Annotated in this window: 23 protein-coding genes; 11 read left to right on the forward strand and 12 right to left on the reverse strand. The window is 69.3% G+C overall.

Annotated elements, in window-relative coordinates:
• Positions 1-174: 174 nt before the first annotated feature.
• Both OG247_RS44270 and OG247_RS44275 read left to right on the forward strand, forming a co-directional pair.
• Positions 175-906 carry a hypothetical protein gene (locus OG247_RS44270; protein ID WP_327258085.1) on the forward strand — a complete coding sequence of 244 codons (732 nt, stop codon included), beginning with the start codon at positions 175-177 and terminating at the stop codon, positions 904-906.
• Positions 896-2104, forward strand: coding sequence for a hypothetical protein (locus OG247_RS44275; protein WP_327258086.1), 1209 nt, complete (start codon positions 896-898; stop codon positions 2102-2104). The genes OG247_RS44270 and OG247_RS44275 overlap by 11 nt, the downstream gene beginning before the upstream one ends.
• Positions 2105-2846: 742 nt before the next feature.
• Here the strand turns inward: OG247_RS44275 and OG247_RS44280 are convergent.
• Positions 2847-3218 carry a helix-turn-helix domain-containing protein gene (locus OG247_RS44280; RefSeq protein WP_327258087.1) on the reverse strand — a complete coding sequence of 124 codons (372 nt, stop codon included), beginning with the start codon at positions 3216-3218 and terminating at the stop codon, positions 2847-2849.
• A gap of 864 nt (positions 3219-4082) precedes the next feature.
• Here OG247_RS44280 and OG247_RS44285 point away from each other — a divergent pair.
• A complete protein-coding gene (locus OG247_RS44285) occupies positions 4083-4790 on the forward strand; it encodes a hypothetical protein (RefSeq protein WP_327258088.1) in 708 nt (235 codons plus the stop codon).
• The gene (locus tag OG247_RS44290) at positions 4790-6004 is read left to right on the forward strand and encodes a hypothetical protein (protein ID WP_327258089.1); all 1215 of its coding nucleotides are present in this window, start codon (positions 4790-4792) and stop codon (positions 6002-6004) included. The genes OG247_RS44285 and OG247_RS44290 overlap by 1 nt, the downstream gene beginning before the upstream one ends.
• 93 nt (positions 6005-6097) lie before the next feature.
• Here the strand turns inward: OG247_RS44290 and OG247_RS44295 are convergent, their stop codons facing one another.
• The 5 genes from OG247_RS44295 to OG247_RS44315 all read right to left on the reverse strand — a co-directional run bounded on the left by OG247_RS44295 (position 6098) and on the right by OG247_RS44315 (position 10013).
• Positions 6098-6709: an NUDIX domain-containing protein gene (locus tag OG247_RS44295; RefSeq protein ID WP_327258090.1), complete on the reverse strand. Its 612-nt coding sequence runs from the start codon at positions 6707-6709 to the stop codon at positions 6098-6100.
• A complete protein-coding gene (locus tag OG247_RS44300) occupies positions 6706-7353 on the reverse strand; it encodes a hypothetical protein (protein WP_327258091.1) in 648 nt (215 codons plus the stop codon). Before OG247_RS44300 ends, OG247_RS44295 begins: the two co-directional genes overlap by 4 nt.
• 113 nt (positions 7354-7466) lie before the next feature.
• A complete protein-coding gene (locus OG247_RS44305) occupies positions 7467-8066 on the reverse strand; it encodes a C39 family peptidase (protein WP_327258092.1) in 600 nt (199 codons plus the stop codon).
• Positions 8059-9057 carry a threonine ammonia-lyase gene (locus tag OG247_RS44310; protein WP_327258093.1) on the reverse strand — a complete coding sequence of 333 codons (999 nt, stop codon included), beginning with the start codon at positions 9055-9057 and terminating at the stop codon, positions 8059-8061. Before OG247_RS44310 ends, OG247_RS44305 begins: the two co-directional genes overlap by 8 nt.
• Positions 9054-10013, reverse strand: a complete 960-nt coding sequence (locus tag OG247_RS44315) for a D-alanine--D-alanine ligase family protein (protein WP_327258094.1) — start codon at positions 10011-10013, stop codon at positions 9054-9056. Before OG247_RS44315 ends, OG247_RS44310 begins: the two co-directional genes overlap by 4 nt.
• 148 nt (positions 10014-10161) lie before the next feature.
• Between OG247_RS44315 and OG247_RS44320 the strand changes: the two genes are divergently transcribed.
• A complete protein-coding gene (locus OG247_RS44320) occupies positions 10162-11562 on the forward strand; it encodes a UDP-N-acetylmuramoyl-tripeptide--D-alanyl-D-alanine ligase (protein ID WP_327258095.1) in 1401 nt (466 codons plus the stop codon).
• Here OG247_RS44320 and OG247_RS44325 read toward each other — a convergent pair.
• The 5 genes from OG247_RS44325 to OG247_RS44345 all read right to left on the reverse strand — a co-directional run bounded on the left by OG247_RS44325 (position 11559) and on the right by OG247_RS44345 (position 14727).
• Positions 11559-12977, reverse strand: coding sequence for a UDP-N-acetylmuramate--L-alanine ligase (locus OG247_RS44325; protein WP_327258096.1), 1419 nt, complete (start codon positions 12975-12977; stop codon positions 11559-11561). The genes OG247_RS44320 and OG247_RS44325 overlap by 4 nt on opposite strands.
• Before the next feature lie 76 nt (positions 12978-13053).
• Positions 13054-13575: a hypothetical protein gene (locus OG247_RS44330; RefSeq protein WP_327258097.1), complete on the reverse strand. Its 522-nt coding sequence runs from the start codon at positions 13573-13575 to the stop codon at positions 13054-13056.
• A 64-nt stretch (positions 13576-13639) separates the two neighbouring features.
• A complete protein-coding gene (locus OG247_RS44335; protein WP_327258098.1) occupies positions 13640-13846 on the reverse strand; it encodes a hypothetical protein in 207 nt (68 codons plus the stop codon).
• A gap of 217 nt (positions 13847-14063) precedes the next feature.
• Positions 14064-14222 (reverse strand): hypothetical protein, encoded by a 159-nt coding sequence (locus OG247_RS44340; protein WP_327258099.1) that lies wholly within the window; start codon positions 14220-14222, stop codon positions 14064-14066.
• 19 nt (positions 14223-14241) lie between these two features.
• Positions 14242-14727: a hypothetical protein gene (locus tag OG247_RS44345; RefSeq protein ID WP_327258100.1), complete on the reverse strand. Its 486-nt coding sequence runs from the start codon at positions 14725-14727 to the stop codon at positions 14242-14244.
• 172 nt (positions 14728-14899) lie between these two features.
• Here OG247_RS44345 and OG247_RS44350 point away from each other — a divergent pair, with 172 nt between their 5' ends.
• The 6 genes from OG247_RS44350 (at position 14900) to OG247_RS44375 (ending at position 19607) form a co-directional block, all read left to right on the forward strand.
• A complete protein-coding gene (locus OG247_RS44350; RefSeq protein ID WP_327258101.1) occupies positions 14900-15925 on the forward strand; it encodes a helix-turn-helix domain-containing protein in 1026 nt (341 codons plus the stop codon).
• Positions 15926-15929: 4 nt separating this feature from the next.
• Positions 15930-16136, forward strand: coding sequence for a DUF397 domain-containing protein (locus OG247_RS44355; RefSeq protein WP_327258102.1), 207 nt, complete (start codon positions 15930-15932; stop codon positions 16134-16136).
• 556 nt (positions 16137-16692) lie between these two features.
• Positions 16693-17253 (forward strand): hypothetical protein, encoded by a 561-nt coding sequence (locus tag OG247_RS44360; protein ID WP_327258103.1) that lies wholly within the window; start codon positions 16693-16695, stop codon positions 17251-17253.
• Positions 17254-17484: 231 nt separating this feature from the next.
• Positions 17485-18429, forward strand: a complete 945-nt coding sequence (hemC, locus tag OG247_RS44365) for a hydroxymethylbilane synthase (RefSeq protein ID WP_327258104.1) — start codon at positions 17485-17487, stop codon at positions 18427-18429.
• A 128-nt stretch (positions 18430-18557) separates the two neighbouring features.
• A complete protein-coding gene (locus OG247_RS44370) occupies positions 18558-18896 on the forward strand; it encodes a hypothetical protein (protein ID WP_327258105.1) in 339 nt (112 codons plus the stop codon).
• A 387-nt stretch (positions 18897-19283) separates the two neighbouring features.
• The gene (locus OG247_RS44375) at positions 19284-19607 is read left to right on the forward strand and encodes a helix-turn-helix domain-containing protein (RefSeq protein ID WP_327258106.1); all 324 of its coding nucleotides are present in this window, start codon (positions 19284-19286) and stop codon (positions 19605-19607) included.
• On the opposite strand, the gene OG247_RS44380 is transcribed toward OG247_RS44375, so the two are convergent.
• A complete protein-coding gene (locus OG247_RS44380) occupies positions 19604-19918 on the reverse strand; it encodes a DUF6087 family protein (protein WP_327258107.1) in 315 nt (104 codons plus the stop codon). The two genes, OG247_RS44375 and OG247_RS44380, sit on opposite strands and share 4 nt — an antisense overlap.

Genomic DNA, 19918 nt, shown 5'->3' on the forward strand with positions numbered 1-19918 from the left:
CTCCCTCTTGGGAGGAGGCGAATACCGACTCGAGCTGCATGAACGCTCAGTGGGGACCGGGTGCTACCCCCGTGCAAGTGTGTGCACAGGGGGCTACGGACCTCATTGGCACAAAGCCTCCTGGTCGCCTCTCTCCTCTACGGATCTGTACCTCGGGCCGGTACGGTGGCTCCCATGCTCATCGCACTGATCTCCGGCCGTAAGTCCATGAAGACAACGGCCGCCTCCCTTATCTGCCACGCTCTCGCGGCACGTACGGCGCCCCAGAGCTACGAGCCGATCGGCTACGACGCGGACTCCGCGAACCACTTCAAGATGTGGGCGGACGAGGCCGAGGACAACGAGGCGCTGGAGGAGTACCCGTTCCCTGTCCACTCGGTAGCCCACAACAGGTTCCAGAAGGCGGTCGTCCGCGAGTACCCCCACGAGGGAAAGGTCGGGGTCGTCGACACAGGCCACATGGAAGATCACGTACCGATCGCCAAATCCGTACTGATGGCCTCGGACGTCGCAATCCTGGTCCTGGAGCCCACCTTCAACGAGACCGAGCGCTTGGTGAAGCAGCTGAGTCTGTCCACGATCATGCGGGACGTGGACAAGCAGCGGGCCAATGAGGGAAAGCGCCCTCTGCGCCGGTTGATCATGCTCTCGAAGTACTACTCGGCGACCCGGGACTGGGAGGAGGTCCGGGACGACATCCTCGACCAGCAGGTCGAGAAGGACGAGCACGGGGATCCCGGCGCCTGGCTGGGATGGGAGATCCTGAGCACGAAAATCCCGTACCGAGCTGATCTGTCCCGAGTCGACGCCTTCAACCCTCCGAGCCCGGCGCTCGCCCGCAAGATGGGCTTTGACGAGCTGATCACCGAGCTGGAGCAGAAGGGGATCCTCCAGCATGACGTCTGAGAACACCACGCGGCGCCGGTCCTCGAAGACGAGCGGCGGTCTGCGAGCTGCAGCCAGAGCTGCCAAACCGACGGCACCAGAAGCGATCGCAGAAGAGGACCAGGCGCCGGCGATTTCCGAGACGGCAGAGGAGACCCCTTCGGTCCCCTCCGGGTTCAGCGACCGAGCCCTCGCAGTCCCGGCTCAGGCTGTGGTCGGTCAGGTTGCACCTGAGCCCAAGTTCCAGGTTGTTGCCGGGGGCCGCGGGCAGGGCGGGCACATGCTCGCGCTGGAAGACCTCCCTGACCCGGTGGAGATTGCCGACACCACCCTGCCTATGTCTGACGGGGACAACCACGTCCTCATGCAGTCGGTGCGCGGAATCGCGCAGCTCAGCACAGCGTGGGAGGTGGCGGCAAAGTCCTGCGCGAACGTGAAGTCACGTCAGTTCCACCTCCGTCTCGGATACCTCAGCATGGATGACTTCCTCGCAGAGGAAGCCGGGGGTCGGCTGACCCGGGCACAGTTCTACGCACTGTGCCGAGCCTGGGAAACCCGTACGGCCTTCCATGCTGTGTACGGGTCGGCAGGACGGCTCGAGCTGGAAGGCTCCAGCAGCGACCCGGATGACGTCGAGGCTGACGGTGTGGTGGTTGCCGCCAGCACGCCCCCGGTACTCGACCAGAAGGCCTACGAGGCCTTCGCCCCGGTGCGTGCGAAGCACGGCGACGAGATCATGGTCAGTGTCTTCGAGACCGTGAAGGAGGCCACCGGGCAAGAGAAGCCGCCCGTACGGACCATCAAAGCGACCGTGCAGCGGGTGGCGAAGGTTCTTCCAGGTACCCCCGCTGACGAGATCATCGAAGAGGCGAGGAAGGCCGCTGCCGCGCATGCGCCGAAGCCTCGCACTCCGAAGGCAGGACCGGTCGTAGCCAGTACGACCGACCAGGACCGGCCCGGTGAAGTGGCGGCTCTTCAGCAGGAGGTCCGTCGTGCCCAGGAACTCGAGGTATCCATCGAAGGCCTGGCGAACGTGCCGGCCCGCACGCACCTCTCCGCACTGCTGACGGAAGCCCGCGCGAAGGGGACTGGGGACGACACCAGGCATGCGATCGACGGGCTGATCTCCCGGTACCGGAATATCGCCCTTGACCTGATGGAGAGGGGAAGCCAGGCGAAGGAGTTGGCGGACATGCTCGACACGATGCGTTCCGTCTAGACCTGTCTGAGCGCGGGTATCAACGAGTGCTCCACCCGTAGTCGGCTCGCTCGCCTGGCCGAAGTTGAAAAGGGACCGTTTCCGCACGGCGCTGGTGTTGGTACGTGCCAACACCAGACCGCGGCTACCCCTAGAGTCGGAAGCACGGTACCGCCCATGAACGTGTCGACACCGAGGGCGAGTCGAGCATCCAGCCGGAGGGCTCCAGTAGGCCCACTCAGGGCCTCCCAGGCGCCCGTCGATCGAATCCCATTACCCGAAGGTCGACGAAGCGCCACAGGGGCATCCAGCGCCCCCGCCGCCTGTCCTGACGATCTGTGCGCAGCTCGCGTATGCGCCCGCGCGCCCGCGCGCTTCTGTGGTTGCTGTCAGATAGCTCTGGTGGTGACGGGAGCGACGAATAGCTGAGCCACGAAGTACTCAGCCCCGGGCGGGGGGGCCTCCGGGGGGGACCCGCCCGGGGAAGGCCGACGTAGTCGGCACTCCCGGACAACAAGACGGGGGCGAAGCCCTCGACATCTGTGTGCTTCCAATTCCTCTGTATGTATAGAGAGTCTGTCTGTATATGCATGCAGAATTGTGCATGGGGGGCCCCGCAGATTTCTGCGCTGGGGGGGAATGCAGAAAACTGCACGGGGATCGGACTCCGACACCCCCGTGCAGTTTTCTGCATGGAGGGTCAGGGCAACAAAAACCCCCGTGCAGAAAACTGCACGGGGGGTGGGGCTGGTGACAGGTCGAGCTACGGGCGCTCGGGGGCCTCAGGGCGGGACGGGTGCCCGGGCTCGTAGAAGTGGGTGATGAACTCGTTGGTCGTCTGTCCGCCATCTTCACGGAACCGCGGGACGACCTCAACTGCACCGACCGCCTTCAAGCCGGCCAACGCGTTCTGAACCGTCCGCTTGGACACCGTGAGGTCCTTGGCAAGGGTGTCGATGCCGGGGAACATCTCGTCGAAGCCGCCGTACCGAGCGCGAAGCCAGTCGTACAGCCACACGGAGGTACGGGCCTCCCGCACGACCCACCCGGGGGTCATGGAGTACCCGATGGGCCCCAGGTGCCGCATCCGCCCCGCATCGTCCGTCGACGCAGGGCGTTCCTTCTTTTTCGCCATGCTGTGGTGCACCTCTCCGATCCACAGCCGAGCCGTGGGTGGTCAGACGTGGGTGCGTCCGGTTACCCTGGTTCGGCATACATCTGGAACGGTCCTCCCTTTGCCGCCAAGCTATCGGGGTGGGCCGTTTCGTCTTTATACCGCCGAGACTACCGCGCAGAAGGCGTAGCTCGGACGGCTCTAGCCACGTGGCAACGGTGTTCCACGACACTCGGCAGGCATTTGGGCTCAAGTGACGCGCCAGTTCGGGCCGAAGGGCTCTACCACCCCAGCGAGAACCGGGGTTCCCGGGGCGTGTCGAGCTCCGAGGGAACTAAGAGATCCCTTATCATCACTTATTCGCCTGATTTGAGACTTGGTGTTGGCACGCGCCAACACCAAGGCGATGCCTCGGTCAGAACGTGGACTGCCGCCGTGACCTGTATGAATCCGCACCAGGTGGAGGAGCGCCCCGTGCAGGTGTGTGCACAGGAGCAGCACCGCGCCCAGGCCCCGCAGTTGGTTGCACCCCCCTCGCCCTGACCACGCGGGGCCTCCGGACAGCGAGGGCTGGCCCGCTGCGGCCGTGACGCCCCAGCCCTCGCCGGCACACCTTGCTCGAGATCGCCCGGAGTTCCAACAGGCTCGGCCCGCCGCCGTAGCCCTCGTCCGCCCAGGCGTCCATGGGTTCGTCGTCCATCGCCCGCAGCTTCCTGTGCCCGCACCCGCGGGCCTTGGCCGCTCCGCAAGCCCGTGGTGGAGTGCAGGAGCCGGGAGCCGGCGCAGGTGATCCATCAGCCCGAGCTGTCCCGGACTGGTTGGACGCACGTCCCACGGCACCCCGTTCCCTGACGGGTCCCCCGTTTGCGGCTAAGCTCCCCTGCCATGCTCATTGCCGTTATCTCGAACCGCAACAAGACCGGTAAGACCACCGTCGTGTCCTGTCTCGGGCACGCGCTGGCCAACCGCAAGCCGCCGAACAAGACCTACGAACCCCTCGCCTACGACGGTGACTTCTCCTCGCAGCTCCGCAAGTGGTACAAGGCCGCCAAGGCCGACGAGGACTTCTCCGAGTTCCCCTTCGACGTACGGCTCGCCGCCACCACGCAGTTCGAGGACATCCTGGAAGAGCACCCCCACGACGGCAAGGTTGGCCTGGTCGACACCGCGCATCTTGAGGACTCCCGTGGCTACGCCGAGGCCGTCATGGAGCACGCGGATGCCGTGATCCTTATGACCGAGCCGAACCTCAACGAGCTGGAGCGCCTGGAGGCCCTGCCGCTGGCGGACGCGATGGCCAAGGTCGACGCCAACCGTGCCGCTGCCGGGCGCCCGCCCATCCGCCGTCTCGTGATGTTCTTCCGGGTGCCGACCTCTGTGAACGCCCAGGATGTGAAGACGACCCGGGAGTACATCACCGATGCCGCCAACGCCGACGAGTGGGGCGGCTGGCAGGTCCTGACGACCAAGATGACCGAGAACCGCAAGCTGGCCCGCCTGTCGGAGACGAACCCCCCGAGCCTGGACGCAATGAAGTCTTCCGGCATGGATCAGCTCGTCACCGAGCTCGAGAACTTGGGGGTGCTTGTCTGATGGCGCAGGCCGCGAAGAACGCCGCGAACAAGCGACTGGAGGCGAAGCGGGCGAAGGCAGAGGCAGAGGCCAGGGCCGCCATCGAGGCAGCCGGCGCCGACGACGCCCCGGACACCGGGCCGGGGGAGAAGGCCACCGCCGTGGTCGCTACCTTCTCCGACGCCAAGCCCGCCCGGCCCGCCCAATCCGAGATGCCGACTCTGTACGCCCATGGGCGCGGCTCCGGCGGCCCGATGCTCTCTCTCGCCGATATCCCCGACCCGGTCGACCTCCCCGAGCGCACCGAGTTCTCCGAGGGTGACGAGTACCTCGCGGACCAGACCGAGCGTGCCGTCGAGCAGATGGAGGACGCGTGGGAGGTCGCGGCCAAGGCCGTAGCCGGCGCGTACGCGCGCAGGCTCTGGCTCGTCAAGGGCTACACGTCCATGGAGGAGTGGGGCCGTGCCATGCGTCGCCCCATGGCGCCGACCGTGTTCTACACGCTGCTCGACGCCTGGAACGTGAAGGCCGGGCTGTCGCAGATGGTGGAGGCTTCCGCCAACCGCCCCCAGGTCACCTCCCCACGTGGGGAGACTTCGTTCGAATTTGATTCGAACGCTTCCTCCCCACGTGGGGAGGCCACGGTCGTTGAAGTTCCACAGCTGACGAAGAAGCAGGCCGCCGCGCTTGCTTCGGCGCAGAAGAGGCACGGCAATGAAGGTCTGTCGGCGACGTTGGCCGGCGCGCAGAAGGCCACGGGGAAGAAGGCGCCCTCGGTGCGGGCGCTGGAGGGCGCAGCCAGGGCCGTCCGGCAGCTCCCGGAGGGCGCCAGCCCCGCGCAGGTCGAGAAGGTGGCCGAGGACGCTGCCAGGGCCGTCACAAGCGCACCGAAGAAGTTCTCCCCCGTGGCGGTCACCACCACGGCCGATGTCGCCGATCCCGGCGTCAGCGCAGCGACCGCCCTCATCCAGTGCCACGTACGCAGGGTGAAGGAGGTCAACGCTGTCCTCGACGGCCTGCCGCCGATCCCCGTATTCCAGCATCTGACCGGAGAGATCGAGGCCGCCCGTGAGGCCGGTGACGGCGGTGCTGCCCTCACGGCCCTGCACACGGAGATGGATGGACTCGTGAGGACCCTCGGGATGATGCTGGCTGCAGCAAAGATGGCCCGAGCCGAGGCTGCCTCCGGCGCCAAGGACAACGCCGAAGTGCCCGCGCAGGCATCTGCCGAGTAACCAGCTGGGGGCTACGCCGCGGGGCGCTGCCCAGCGATATGGCGGCGCGGTCCACGTCCGATCCGCGCCGCCTCCGAGGGGCGAGCCAGGATGTCACGCCCGCCGGGTAGAGCCGAGAGGGGCGCCCGTGCCGTAGTCGCTGTCATCCACCACGTGGCGGTCGGTGTGTGCGGGGTCGGCATCCCACGGCTTCTCGCTGCCGCCGGGCCCGTTGAAGGAGACCTGCCGTCCGGCCTGGAGCAGCACGGGCCGGTAGGCGGTGCGGGCCTTGCGGACGTGCTTGAGGAACTCGGCCAGGAGCGGGGTGGTGCCCTCCAGCGCGGCCAGGGTAGGGAACGGCGGCGTCTCGTACCGGTCGTAGCGGTCGGGGAGGCGCACCGAGTTCAGGCGGCGGCCGGTGAGGTGGCCGCCGTCGAAGACCATCAGCTGGTACGGGGCGGCCCGGGCGGTGGCGGGGTGAAAGTCGATGGCCAGGAGCGGAGCCGGGCTCTGCAGGGCCAGGCCGGTGGCCTCTTGGAGCATGCGCCCGGCGGTCTGGAGCGGGCTGTCCTCCCCGGGGCGCATGTACCCGGCGGGCAGCATCCAGCGTCCTGTGCGGGCCGAGCGCACCAGGAGCGGCCCGGCGTCGTCTCCGTGGGTGATGTAGACGGCGGTCGCAAGTCCGATGGCCAGGCCCTGGCCCTCGCCCAGTTGGGGGCTGCTCATGCGGTGGCCCTTCCGCGGGCCGTGTCGCGCGACACCTCGCCGGCCTTGGTGTCGTGGGACACCGTGGGGGTGGTGTGCCAGCCGTCGTATCCGACGAGGCGGGGGTCCCAGGCGGGGATCGCGAACTGCCGGTAGGGGGCGCGCTGGAGGGGGAAGGCCCCGAGCCCCATGCCGAATTCGAGGGTGGTGAGGGCGGCCTCGGGGTCGGGAGTACCGAGGGCTTCAGCTTCCACGTAGGTGCCGATCCCCTTGACGACGGCCAGGGAGACGGCGAAGGCGGGGAAGTTCGGGTTGCGATAGGTGGTGCGGTGGATCAGTAGGCGGGAGAGGCGGTCCAGGCCGAGGGCTTCGAGGCGGCGGCGCACCGAGGCGTCGTCGCCCTGGGACAGGAGCAGGGCCAGGGCTGCGGGGTCGATGTCGTTGGCGCGGTCCGGCCCGCCGTCGGCGGGGGTGTAGGAGACCGCGATGCCGCTGGCGAGGGTGGCTCTCACCAGTACATGCTCATCGCCGTGCCAGCGCTCGGCGACGGAGACGGTGAAGTACGACTCGTGAAACTCTTCCTCAGTGCCCGGCCGGTAGCCCTTGGCGGTGAGGCGGTCGCGGAGGAGGGGTGTGCACGAGCTGATTGCCCGCTTGCGGATCATCTTCGGTCCCTTCTGTTCCTGTCTGATGTGTCCGGCGACACCGTCGCCGGCAGGGTGTCCCGCGACACCACGGCCGGCGTGGTGTCGCGGGACACAGGCCGCAGGGAGGCGACTTAGGCGAAGCTCACGCCGCGCTCGGCGTAGAACCTGGTGAACACGTCGACCGAGATCGCGGCCTTGCGGGCCTGGTCGGTGTGCCCGGAGGGGTTGCGGAAGTGCAGCTGTCCGTCCCGGTGCCCGGTGACGTACACGAGGTGTCCGCCCTTGCCCGGCGCCGGGTACTCGGGGCGGCGGATCTCCTTGTTGACGGAGGCGATGACGGCGAACCCGTTCCGGACGAGGGTCAGGAGGTCCTCGACAGGCAGGCGGCCCTGTACCTCCGCCTCGAAGCCGTGCTCGGCGCGGACGTAGTCCACGAACGGGGCGTAGATCAGGCCCCGGATCGCGCCGCCGTCCAGCTCCTCGTACGCCCCGTACTTGCGGGCGCCGTCGAGGAGGTCGAAGAGGCGCGGGGCGGTGCCGTCGCGGCGCAGGAGCGCCATGCGCAGGCAGGCGATGCCGCAGATGTTGCCCGCCCAGCGGCTGTAGGTGGCCAGGTTGGGGGCGCCTGTCTCGGGCCAGAGGGGGTCGTCGGCGACCGGGTGCCCGTGGTAGGCCATGGCCTCGATGAGGTCCTCGCTGGCGTACTGGGTGACGGTCGGGAAGTCATGCATGCGCGGGGGTTCCGTTCCTTGTGCGGAAGCTGCTGGTCAGATCATGGAACATGCGAAGGTCCACCCCGCCGCCGGAGACCACGACACCGACCGTCTGCCCGGCCAGGTCGAGGCGGTGGGCGAGAACGGCCGCGAGCGCGACCGCGCCGGACGGTTCGGCCACGCACTTGAGGTGCTGGAAGGCGTAGCCCATGGCGGAGGTGATGTCGTGGTCGGCGACGGTGACCACGTCGTCCAGGAGCAGTGAGTTGACCTGCCAGGGCAGCTCGGAGGGGGTGGTGTGCCCCAGGCCGTCGGCGACGGTACTCGGCACTTCCGCGAGGGAGACGCGGCGTCCGGCGCGCAGGGAGGCCAGGGTGTCGGCGGCGGAGCGCGGCTCGACGCCGACCACCCGGATTTCGGGGCGCAGGTCCTTGGCGATGACGGCGGTGCCGGCGGCGAGGCCGCCGCCGCCGACGGGCACGACTAGGGTGGTGATCTCGGGGTGGTCGGCGATGAGTTCCATGGCGGCCGTCCCGGCCCCGGCCATCACGAGGGGCGAGTTCGCCGAGGGGATGATGGTCAGGCCGTGCTGTTCGGCAAGGTCTGCCACCAGGGCGTCGCGGTCCCCGAAACGGCGGTCGTAGAGGACGACGTCCGCGCCGAGCGCGACGGCGCCTTCGACCTTGGCCCTGGGGGCGTCGGAGGGGATGACGACCATCGTGGGCGCGTCGAGGAGCCTCCCGGCCAACGCCAGAGCCTGGGCGTGGTTGCCGGAAGAGGCTCCGATGATCCCGCGCTGGCGGGCGTCGGCGGGCAGACTCGCGGCGTGGTGGTAGGCGCCCCGGAACTTGAAGGACCCGGTGCGCTGCATGTTCTCGGCCTTGACGATCACCGTCGCCCCGGCGGCCTCGTTGAGCGCGGGGACAGAGATGTGGGGGGTTCGTACGGCGATGCCGCGCAGGGCGCGGGAGGCTTCGACGACGTCGTCGGGGGTGATGGGTAAGGTCACGGCCGGTACCCGCCGCTCAGGTCGGCGCTGGTCAGGATCATCCGTACGAGCTGGTCGTAGTCGATCCCGGCCACGTTCGCCATGGTGGCGAGGTTGCCGTGGTGGGACAGCCCAGGCAGGGAGTTGAGCTCCAGCCAGACGACCTGCCCGGCGGTGGTGACGATGAAGTCGCTGCGGGAATGACCGGAGCAGCCCAGCGCCCGGTGCGCGGCCACAGCGCTGGTCTGAAGGAAGGCGATGACGTCGGCGGGGAGCTCGGCCGGACACCGGTACTCGTGCAAGGTGTCGTCGCGCTTGGAGGCGTAGTCGTAGAACTCCGCGCTCGTAGGGAGGGTCTCCAGCGGCGGCAGCGGCATGAGGGAGCCGTCGACATCCAGGACCCCGCAGGTGACCGGGGTGCCCTCCACGAACGGCTCGGCGAACCAGCCCTGCTCGGCGTCGATGCGGGCGATGGCGGTGGTCAGGGTGTCGGTGTCGCGGGCCAGGACCATGCCGATGGAGCCGCCCTCGGAGATCGGCTTGACGATCAGGGGCAGGCCGACGGTGGCCAGGAGATCAGCGACGATCTCCCCGGTGGTCTTGCCGGGCTCGATCAGGCCGGTGGTGGCGACCTCGATCCCGGCCTCAGCGACGAGCTTCTTCGAGACGGTCTTGGCCATGCCGGTGGCGGAGGCCAGGACCCCGGAGCCGGTGTAGGGGACGCCGATGGTCTCCAAGTAGCCCTGGAGGTGGCCGTCCTCGGCGTGCTGTCCGGCGATGGCGAGGAACGCGATGTCGACGTTGCGGACCTCGGTGTCGAAGTCGGCCGCGGTGGTGTCGAGCATCACAGCGCGGTAGCCCTGGTTGGTGAGCGACTCGAAGACGGCCTTGCCCGACAGCAGGGACCGTTCCCGCTCGGTGGACTTCCCGCCGGTCACGACTGCGACGAGGGGGTTCTCGTTGGGCACGGGGGCCATGGCTGGTGCTCCTCTAGATGGGTGTGGTGGACGACACGGGCGCCGGCCATGTGTCGGGGGACACCGCCGGGAGGGCTACGGTCTGCATCGGGCCGGTGGCGCGCGACTGCACCTCCGGGGAGCCTCTGTACCGAGGGAGTCCTGCACGATGTTGTCCTTCTCGCTGGAAGAGATCGCCGCCGTCACCGGAGGCCGCCTTACTGACGTGCCCGACCCGGCCGCGCCGATGACGCAGGGCATCGTCACCGACTCCCGGGAGGTCGTACCGGGCTGCGTGTTCGTCGCGCTCGTCGGCGAGCGTGTGGACGGCCACGACTTCGCGGCCCGCACCGTCAAGGACGGGGCGGTCGCCGTGCTGGCCTCCCGCCCCGTCGGAGTGCCGGCCATCGTCGTGGACGACACCCTTGCCGCGCTGGCCGCCATCGGCCGCCACGCCCTGGCCCAGCTCACCGATCCGGTCGTAGTGGGGCTGACGGGATCGGCGGGCAAGACCTCCACGAAGGACCTCCTCGCCCAGGTCATCCCCGGGCTCGGCCCGACCTGCGTCACCGACCGCAGCTTCAACGGCGAGATCGGCATGCCCATCACGATCCTGCGTGCCAACCCGGATACCCAGTACCTGGTCCTGGAGATGGGCGCCCGGGGAGCCGGGCACATCGAGAACCTGACGACGATCGCCCGCCCGCAGGTCGGCCTGGTCCTCAACATCGGCAGCGCCCACGTCGGGGAGTTCGGCGGCAAGGCGGCCATCGCGGAGGCCAAGTCCGAACTGGTCGCGGCCCTTCCCGCCGACGGGCTTGCCGTCCTGAACGCCGACGACCCGCTCGTGGCCAAGATGGCCGAGCGCACGAAGGCACGGATTCGGACGTTCGGCATGGGCGAGCACGCGGACGTGTGGGCCGACGAGGTCACCCTGGACCAGGCCGGACGCCCCTCGTTCCGCCTCCACCTGCGAGGCATCGCCAGCACCCGGGTCGAGATGGGCCTGCACGGCGAGCACCACGTCGCCAACGCGCTCGCGGCTGCCGCTGTCGCCACCGGCCTGGGCATGCCGCTCGCGGACGTCGCCGAGGCGCTGTCCGGAGCACGGAACCTGACGACCGGCCGCATGGAGGTCCTGGACCGGCCGGACGGGATGCGGGTGGTCAACGACGCGTTCAACGCGAACCCGGACTCGATGCGCGTCGCGCTGAAGGCGCTGGCCGCAATGGCCGGCGACCGACGCACCGTGGCGATCCTCGGGGAGATGAAGGAACTGGGCCCGGAGGCCGAGGCCGGACACCGGGAGGTCGGCAAGCTGGCCGCCGACTCCGGTGTCGGCCTGCTGGTTGCGGTCGGTGGCGAGCACGCGCACGCGCTCGCCACCGCCGCGCGGGAACAGAACCCGCTCCTGGACGTGATCCGGGCCGTCGACCGCGACGCCGTGCCAGCCGCCGTGGCAGGCGTCCTGACGGCCCGGGACATCGTCCTGGTCAAGGGCTCCCACAGCACCGGCCTGGAGGCCACCGCACTCCTCCTCGCGAACGACACCGTGGGAGACCACGACTAGCTCCGGACAGCGCTGACCGTGTGGGCGAGGAGCGCCTCGCCCACCTCGGCCACGGCCCCGGTGCCCATCGTCAGCACGAGGTCACCGGGGCGCACCAGCTCCCCGCAGACCTCGCCGGCCGCGGTGATGTCCGGCACGGCGTGCACGGGGGTTCCGTGCTCGGCGACGGCCGCCGCGACCTTCTCAGTGCCGACCTTCCCGATCGGGGAGTCCAGCAGGGAGTGCACGGGCAGGAGCACGACCTCGTCGGCCTCCGCGAGCGCCCGGCCGATGCTCTCGCCCAGGGCGGCGGTGCGGGTCCAGCCGGAGGGCTCGAAGACGACCACGACCCGGCCTCCGGCCGAGAGCTGGCGCGCGGCGCCGATGTCGGCGGTGACGGCGGTGGGGTGGTGGGCGAAGGAGTCCATGACCGTGACCCCGTCCGCATCGCCGACCGGCGTCATCCGGCGGGCGACCCCCGCGAAGGTGGCCAACCCGGTGATCAGGGTGCCCGGGTCGATGCCCAGGACGAGACCGGTGGTGTACGCGGCGACAGCGTTCATGGCCGCCGCGTCGCCGGGTACGGCGATGCCGAGAGTGGTCTCTACGCCGTCGGGGCCGCGCAGGGTGATCAGAGAGCCGGTGCCGTCCGGCCGGATGCCGGTGACGCGCACGTCGGCGTTGGCCGAGCGCCCGTAGGCGACGGCGAGGGTCTGGCCGTCGACCAGCTCGGCGACGTGCCGGGCGCCCTCGTCGTCGACCGAGAAGACCAGGGCGTTCGCGTTGCGGGCGAACTCGGCGTAGACGCTGATGGCGTCGTCGCGGTCGACGTACGTCTCGGGGTGGTCGTCGTCCACGGTGAGGATGACGGCGACCTCGGGCCGGTAGGCGGTGAGGGACCGGTCGCTCTCGTCGCCCTCGGCGACGAAGATGTCTCCCGGTCCGGTGCCCGCGTTCGCGCCGGTCGCGATCATGTCGCCGCCGCCGGACCAGCCGGACAGGTGCACGCCGACGGCAGAGGCGAGCATCGCCGTGGTGGTGGACTTACCGTGCGTGCCCGCCACGATGACGGAGTCCTTGACCTCGGCAACGAGGTGGGCCAAGAGCTGGGAGCGGTGCACTACCGGGAGGCTGGCGCGGTTGGCGGCGGCAACCTCCGTGTTGTCGGTGCCGAGCGCACTGGACCAGATGACCAGGCTCGGGCTACCGGGGAGCGCCCCGGTGTGGCCGATGCTGATCGTGGCACCGGCCGCTTGGAGGCGGTCGGTGACGGTGGTGGAGCGCACGTCCGAGCCGGTGACCGTCGAGCCCCGCTGAGCCAGGAGCAGAGCGAGGGAGGACATCCCGGCCCCTCCGATACCCACGAAGTGGGGGCGGGAGGTGTCGAGGGGACCGTCGGGGACGGTCGGGATCGGAACGTGCTTGGTTTCGACCACAGCTACTCCCTTGAACGGATGGAAGCGGTATGGGGCCCGCCCCCGCGGATACGGGGCCGGGGTGGTGCGGCCCTGGTCAGCTGTAGATGGACGGGCCGGTGCGGCGGCGGTGCGCACGGACGGCGGCGATGGCGAAGGCGAGGGCCATCACCGACGGGCCGAGCGCGGGCAGCTCGCCGTGCAGGAGCGGGGCGAGGGCGAACGGGGTCGCGGTGGCCGCGCTGACGGTCAGGAGGAAGGTGTCGTTGCGGAACTCGCGCCAGTGGTCGCGGAGCATGGGTGGCTCTCTTCTTTCTCGGGTGTCGCAGAACACTGCGGCTAGCGCGGTGTTGTACGACACGGTCTGCCGGGTAGTGGATCCGAGGCCGGGCCAGGCAGGCCCCCCGACCCCGGAGCGGTCTGTGGGCCCCACGATCCGGTGGGCTTCTTCGCCCACGGCCCCCTCCGCGACGCTCAGCAGGTGCTCGGCGTACTGGGCGTGGAAGGTCAGGCGGGCGGCCGGGGCGGAGCAGTTCCTCTTGAGGAGGTTGCGGGCTCCTTCGAGGGTGTCGGCGGCGATGCCGCACCGCGGAGCGTTCGGCAGGGCGGCGAGCTGCACGGTGGTGTGGTGCGGCTCAGGCCGGCGACCGTGTCGCCCGACAGCCCCAGTGGGGAGGGGTCGGTCAGGCCGGGTGGCTGGAGTCTGGCGGCGGGACTTCCGACCACCCGGGGTCGTCGGCCGCCAGGTCCGGAGCGGACACGGCGGGCAGCGCGTATGCCGAGGGCGCTACCTCCGAGAGGGCGAGGTAGCCGAGCAGGCCGTATGCGGTGGCTTGGCAGGCGATCAGCCCGAGGGTGAAGGCCTGCTCTGCCCGGTCTGCTAACGACATGTCCTCTAACTCCTCGGGTAGGGCGGTCCCGTCGCGTCTTTCGGCTCCGACAACCCGACGGGGGTGTCTGGTGGGGCGGGGGAGGCCGCCTGCGGTCCGTGCTGTACGACATGCATCGGTAGTGGGGTTGGAGGGGCCCCTTCGGGTGTGTGGTCCCCGACGGGGCGGGGAGAGGCTCACATTCCGGGGACAGCTGCCGCGGAAGTTGTCGTGCGGCTCAGGCGGGCCGTGTCTCCGGACATGGGAACGGGTACTGGCTCTGGAGGGCCTCGGTGAAGCTGATGCCGGGGTGGCCGTCGTCGTCGTACTCGAGCGCGTGCCGGTCGGCCTGGGTGAATGGTCCCAGGCCGAGACAGCGCGCCGGGTGCGTGTTCAAGCGGGGGGAATGGACACTGTCAGCGCACCCGTTCGGCGGCCTGCTCGGGGAGGCTCGCCCGGTGGGCCTGGGCGTAGCGGTGCACGTGGTCGGCGAGCTTGGCGTGTATCAACAGCCTTGCCGCGGGGCTGGGGCACTCCTTCCGGACCAGGACCTGGGACGCGTACCGCAGGGTTTCGTCGGCGATGTCCCGCCGCCTGCTGAACGGCAGCGAGGCAACGTACTTCTCCGCGTCTCGCAGGTCCTGGCTGATGTGGTTCCGCAGCCGCTCCACCACGGGTCCGGTGGTGGGGCCGCCGGGCGACCAGCGAGCCAGGCCCTGCGCGGTCTCGATGTCCGCGCTCAGAGCCGGCAGGTAGGTCGTGCCCTGCACACCGCTGGCAGGGTCCATAGGGACGAGGCCGCGCGGGGGGACGAGGCCGAGGTCCTGGTTCGGATGCGGACTGACCGCGTGCGCTCTGCTGGTGCTCTCGGGGGTCCTTACGTGCTCGGTCAGGCTCGCCACAGTGGTGCTCCGTCCACGGGGAGGGGGTGATTGCCGCCCGACGTCCCGGGCTGCCGACTGCCGAGGAAGGGTTCCTCCGAGCTGCCGGGCGGCTCACATACACCGTGCTCCTGCTTCGAGTTGAATTCAATCTGAACGCGACAGCCGTTGCACCCCAACGGCGGATTGGTATATGACGGACGCGAACCGACTTCAACTGGAGGCGCACCGGCAGGGTTTGGAATCGAACCGGGGGATCCCGGAGGTGAACCGGGGGTGTGCGGAGCCGAGCCCGGGTATCTCGGAGACGAACCGGCATGACCGCGAGACGAACCGATCGGAAGGGGAAGAGATGGCGGCGAACGTCGGAGCGACGTTCCTCCGGATCATGCTGGGCGCGGAACTCACCCGCCTGAGGGAACGAGCCGGGTTGACGGGCGCGCAGGCCGCGAAGGCGGCTGGGTGTGCAGCATCTACCATCACGAACATCGAGAGCGGGACGAGCGGCTTCCGGCGCATAGAACAGCTCTCCGCCCTCTTGGGCGAGTACGAGCTCAGCCGGGACGAGCACGCGATGTTGATGGACTGGCACAAGCAGGCCAAGGCCGATGACTGGTGGACCGCCAGCGTTGCCGTCCTGCCTTCAGGCATGAACCTCTACCTTGCCCTGGAATCAGGAGCCGTTGGGGCGAAGTGGTGGGTCCCCGGGGTCGTCAACGGCTTGTGCCAGACCCCGGAGTACGCTCACGCGCTGATCTTGGCGGCGAAGGAGGCCAACGACACCACGAACGAGTTCGTGGAGCACGCGGTCGACGTCCGCCTGAAGAGGCAGAAGCGCATCACCGAGGAGGGGATGAAACTCCACTGCGTCATGGAAGAGGCAGGGCTGACGAACACGGTCGGTAGCAGCGAAATCATGCGCGCCCAGCTGCGAGCCATCGCTGATCTGACCGATTTGCCAAATGTGACGATTCAGATCATCCCGAAGAGGGCCCCCACCTATCGTGCGACGAGCGGTGGCTTCGGGATCTTCAGCTTCGACCCCGAGCAGCGCCTCGAACCAGCCGTTGCCAGTGCCACCGTGGATGGCAGCACGCGGGTCTCCTCCACACCGAGGTCGATCAAGCAGTTCGAGCGGCGGTTCGAAGCTTTGTCCCGGGGGGCGCTGCCCCCCTACGAAACTCCCGCGTTCCTGAAACAACTTTCACGAGAGGTATGACCACATGAGCACCACCCGCAACACCCGTACCGACGGCTGGTTCAAGTCCTCCTACAGCGGTGACCCCAACGGGGAATGCCTGGAGGCCAACTACCAGACCGCCGTGCCGGTCGTGGTCCGCGACTCCAAGCAGAACGGCGCGGTGACCCAGCCGATCCTGTCGTTCTCTGTCGACGCCTGGTCCGCGTTCACCGGCCACGTTGGCTCGTAGCGCGCTGAGGGCAACCGCACCAGATCAGGAGGAGCCGGGCAGCCGGCCCAAGCCTTCGCGTGGTCGGCGTTCGCCGGCCACGTTGCTCAGTAGTGCTGGGCATGGAGTGCGTAAGCCCCCCACCCCGTCGGAACCGGGGTGGGGGGCTTCGCATAGTGCCGCCTGATGGCGCACGTCGTACGCCATCGGACGCGTAGTGCGACACCCTCAAGAGGGGGCGTCGCGCATCGGCGGGAGCAAGCTCACGCTGTGCCCGCACCGGCGTCATCAGCTACTTACCCGCGTTGACCAGACCGCGGAACCCTTCGGCCGCCTTCACTTGCCGCGTGCCGAGGAACTTGTTCCGGACGGAACGGTCTACGGAAGGCGAAGGGCCCTCCCAGTCGTCGTCCCCGACACTGGAGGGGCGGACTACGACGAGCACTCCCCGAGCTCACGCAGCCGGCCAGTCCCGACTCGGCCCGGAGCCAGTACAGTCTGCGACGCCCCGTGTTCCAGAGGTTCCAACGTGTTCCTCTGCTGTTCGACTGCCGCCAGAGCACCGGAAGAGACTCCCGTGTCTGACCAGCACTCCCCCTCCTCATCCTCCCCCGACGAACACATCCCCGCCGCCTGTGAAGGCGGCCCGCGGGGCGAGCCCGAGGAGCGGCCGGGTGACGCCGGCGTGAAGCGCACTGCGCAGGAAGCCTTCGACCGGCTCGTAGAAGAGGTCGCCCGCGATGGGCTGGCCGCCGCTGAGGACAACATCTACGTCGATCTGCACTGGTACGGACTCGACCCCGAGGAACAGGCCTCGCTGCTCAGCCTGCTCTCCTCAGTGTGCTCGGGGCTCTCAGCGATCCCCAACGCCGAAGCCCACCGACACTTTCCCAAGGCCGCCTCCCTCTGCGCGCGGCTTATGAACGCCGCCGCCGACCTGAAACTGCACAAGCGGGCGACGGGAACACAAGCGGGGATCGACCCGGCCGGTGAGGACGCCGCCGAGATCATGGCCGTGATGCGCGAGGTCTGGGCGGCCGATCCACAGTCCCAGAAGGAGACCGTGGTCGTCCTGATGGTGATGATGGGCGCGGCCTGGCAGACGGCCGCCGAGGTCGAGGCGATCTTTCACAAGTAGCCCGCGCCTGGTGTCGTGGGGCGCAGGCCGGTAGTCATGTCGCCCCACGCAGCCAAACTCCGCTCGTAGGGCCGCCGCGGCCTGCGCCTCAGAACGCGGCCGCCGTCACCGTCACCGTGTCCCCGGACACTGCCCGGCTCGGACCCCCTGCCGGTGGGGTCCGTCCTGTTTCCGTGCTCGCCGACAAGGTGACGGCAACTGGGCTGCTCTGGCGGGCATATGGTGCGCGGCATGACTCTCGAACGCATCACGATCGCGTCCCGTCCGTCCACGATGGCTCTCTTCCAGGCTGGGCAGGTCCGTGACCGGCTCGCGCACTGGTACCCGGGCACCGATGTCACGATCCTGCCCGTGTCCACGGAGGGCGACCGCTGGGCCGGCCGCCTGGCCGACCTCGGCGGCAAGGGGGCCTTCATCAAGGGCGTTGAGCAGGCCCTCCTCGACGGCCGCGCCGACCTCGCCGTCCACTGCCTCAAGGACATGCCCGGCGACACCGAGCCCACCGACGGGCTGACCGTCGTCGGCTACCCGGCCCGCGACGCCGTCAACGACGTCATGGTCACCGCCGGCGGGACCCGCATGCACCAGCTGCTCCCCGGCGCCCGGGTCGGTACCTCCGGGCCGCGCAGAGTGGCGCAGCTCGCCGCCTACAACCCCGCCCTCGTCACCGTCCCGGTACGGGGCAACGTCGACTCCCGTCTGCGGCTTCTCGCGGAACGGGATATCGACGCCCTGATCGTGGCACGGTGTGGCCTGGTACGTCTCCGCAGTGCGGACCCCCGGATCGGGGAGGGGATGGTGCTGGAGACGATCTCGACGGTGCGGATGCTGCCCGCCGTCGGGGCCGGGCTCCTGGCCCTGCAGACCCGTACCGATGACGAGGCCACCATCGCGGCCGTGTCCCGGCTGTGCGACGTGCACGCGGGGGCCGAGGCCGACGCGGAACGGACGATGCTCCGCGCGCTGGCCGGGCACTGCCTCGCCCCGATCGCCGGGCACGCCGACACCGTCGTCCAGGGCAAGGAGCTGCGCCTGACCGGCGCCGTGTTCAGCCCGGACGGCAAGACCCGCTTGGAGTCCACCCTCCAGGGCCCCTCACCCGAGGCCGTGGGCCACGGGGTGGCCGCCGACCTCCTCGCCCAGGGCGCCCGCCGCGTCCTGGACGACGCCCGCTGACCCGCGGCCTGAGCTGCACGACATGAGGTCGGCGCGGGTGTCGGGCGACACCCTTCCCGGCCACACCCGCCGGGGTTTGGCCGGAACTGCGAGGGTGCGCGCCCGCCAGGGCCCGTACCGTCACCTGCGTGACAATCCGATCCATCGCCCATGCCCCGGCGCGCTCGCTGCCGGAGATCCCCAGGTGGATGGCCGACTGCACGGTGTGCCGAATACGAGTCGTGATCTGGCGGAACCTGTTCTGGGCCGTCCGAACGGAGACCGGGGTCCGACAGCGCAACAAGAGCGCCGAGGTCCTCGCCGAGCACATCGCGGTCTGCCACCCCGAACAGCTACCCGACTACGACCTCGACTGCGGGTCCTGCGTCACCTACGGAACGCAGGTCAGCGCGTTCACCCCGGTCCTCCTGGACCGTGCGCACCGCGCCGAGCATCTCTTCAAGACGACCGCCGACGCCCGTAGCTGATTCGCTGCAACCGGCCCGGCATATTCACGAATTGGCGAACGGGTACCCCACGGGGCGCTACTGTCTCGCCTGTACCGATCGAGCGTGACCCACCTGTGGAAAGGGGGGTAATCCGTCATGCGCGCATTCATCGCTGCCGCTGTCCTGTTTGTCGACCCGGACGCGGCCGAAGAGATCGACGCCGAGGCCACCGACACGGAGGAGGAGGCCACCGAGGACGTCGCCTAGGGGTCGGCACCTGCCGAGTCTCCAGTCTGTACCGCTCAAACGGCATGGCCCCGGCACCCACTTCCTCGGACGGCACAGGGTTCCGGGGCCGCGCTGTGTCCGGCGACACTCCGTCGGCTCGCATGTCCCACGACACTCATCACCTACCGGAGCACCGTCATGCCCGTCTTCACCTCCGAGCACGAACCCGACACCGAGCACGAACCGAAGGTGTCCCACAAGAAGGTGGACGCCTACCTCCAGGCCCACCGCTTACAGATCATGCGCCGCCACCTGCGCGGACAGAAGATCCGCAGCATCGCCGAGCACTACGAGGTGTCCGTGACGGTGATGACCCGCCGGATCGACAAGTGGGAGCACGACGGCGAACTCGTCCGTGCCGCCCAGTTCCCCGCACCCCGCCCCCGGTTCACCCGGGCCGCCCTCGCGCCCGTCGAACCACCGGCCTGGCTCTACACCGGCGATGACGCCGACCTCTACTAGCCGTCCTCGCCGGGGCTCGGCTTGCGGTGCCGCCCCCGCCCGCGCGACGGCACCGGCCCGCCGGCCGTCGGCCCCTCCTGCCTCGGCGGCGGCGGATACAGGATCTGTTGCGCCTGCGCGTAGTTCTCCGCGACCGTGTACGGCAACCACTGGTAGCCATCCCACCGCTCAATCACCCGGGGCTTGTCCGGGTCCACATGCACGGCACGGGCCGGGCCCGGCACCACCGGCACCGCCCGCAGCCTGCCCACACGCTCCTGCTGACGGGCCAAATAGCCCTGCGCCCACGACTCCAGAGGTTCGTCGTCCAT

Source organism: Streptomyces sp. NBC_01244 (genome assembly GCF_035987325.1).
Taxonomy (GTDB): domain Bacteria; phylum Actinomycetota; class Actinomycetes; order Streptomycetales; family Streptomycetaceae; genus Streptomyces.

What these genes read in the sequence shown, in the direction of transcription:
- OG247_RS44270 (WP_327258085.1), top strand. Translation starts at nt 175, where the DNA reads ATGCTCATCGCACTGATCTCCGGCCGTAAGTCCATGAAGACAACGGCC.
- OG247_RS44275 (WP_327258086.1), top strand. Translation starts at nt 896, where the DNA reads ATGACGTCTGAGAACACCACGCGGCGCCGGTCCTCGAAGACGAGCGGC.
- OG247_RS44280 (WP_327258087.1), bottom strand. Translation starts at nt 3,218, where the DNA reads ATGGCGAAAAAGAAGGAACGCCCTGCGTCGACGGACGATGCGGGGCGG.
- OG247_RS44285 (WP_327258088.1), top strand. Translation starts at nt 4,083, where the DNA reads ATGCTCATTGCCGTTATCTCGAACCGCAACAAGACCGGTAAGACCACC.
- OG247_RS44290 (WP_327258089.1), top strand. Translation starts at nt 4,790, where the DNA reads ATGGCGCAGGCCGCGAAGAACGCCGCGAACAAGCGACTGGAGGCGAAG.
- OG247_RS44295 (WP_327258090.1), bottom strand. Translation starts at nt 6,709, where the DNA reads ATGAGCAGCCCCCAACTGGGCGAGGGCCAGGGCCTGGCCATCGGACTT.
- OG247_RS44300 (WP_327258091.1), bottom strand. Translation starts at nt 7,353, where the DNA reads ATGATCCGCAAGCGGGCAATCAGCTCGTGCACACCCCTCCTCCGCGAC.
- OG247_RS44305 (WP_327258092.1), bottom strand. Translation starts at nt 8,066, where the DNA reads ATGCATGACTTCCCGACCGTCACCCAGTACGCCAGCGAGGACCTCATC.
- OG247_RS44315 (WP_327258094.1), bottom strand. Translation starts at nt 10,013, where the DNA reads ATGGCCCCCGTGCCCAACGAGAACCCCCTCGTCGCAGTCGTGACCGGC.
- OG247_RS44320 (WP_327258095.1), top strand. Translation starts at nt 10,162, where the DNA reads ATGTTGTCCTTCTCGCTGGAAGAGATCGCCGCCGTCACCGGAGGCCGC.
- OG247_RS44335 (WP_327258098.1), bottom strand. Translation starts at nt 13,846, where the DNA reads ATGTCGTTAGCAGACCGGGCAGAGCAGGCCTTCACCCTCGGGCTGATC.
- OG247_RS44350 (WP_327258101.1), top strand. Translation starts at nt 14,900, where the DNA reads ATGACGGACGCGAACCGACTTCAACTGGAGGCGCACCGGCAGGGTTTG.
- OG247_RS44355 (WP_327258102.1), top strand. Translation starts at nt 15,930, where the DNA reads ATGAGCACCACCCGCAACACCCGTACCGACGGCTGGTTCAAGTCCTCC.
- hemC (WP_327258104.1), top strand. Translation starts at nt 17,485, where the DNA reads ATGACTCTCGAACGCATCACGATCGCGTCCCGTCCGTCCACGATGGCT.
- OG247_RS44375 (WP_327258106.1), top strand. Translation starts at nt 19,284, where the DNA reads ATGCCCGTCTTCACCTCCGAGCACGAACCCGACACCGAGCACGAACCG.
- OG247_RS44380 (WP_327258107.1), bottom strand. Translation starts at nt 19,918, where the DNA reads ATGGACGACGAACCTCTGGAGTCGTGGGCGCAGGGCTATTTGGCCCGT.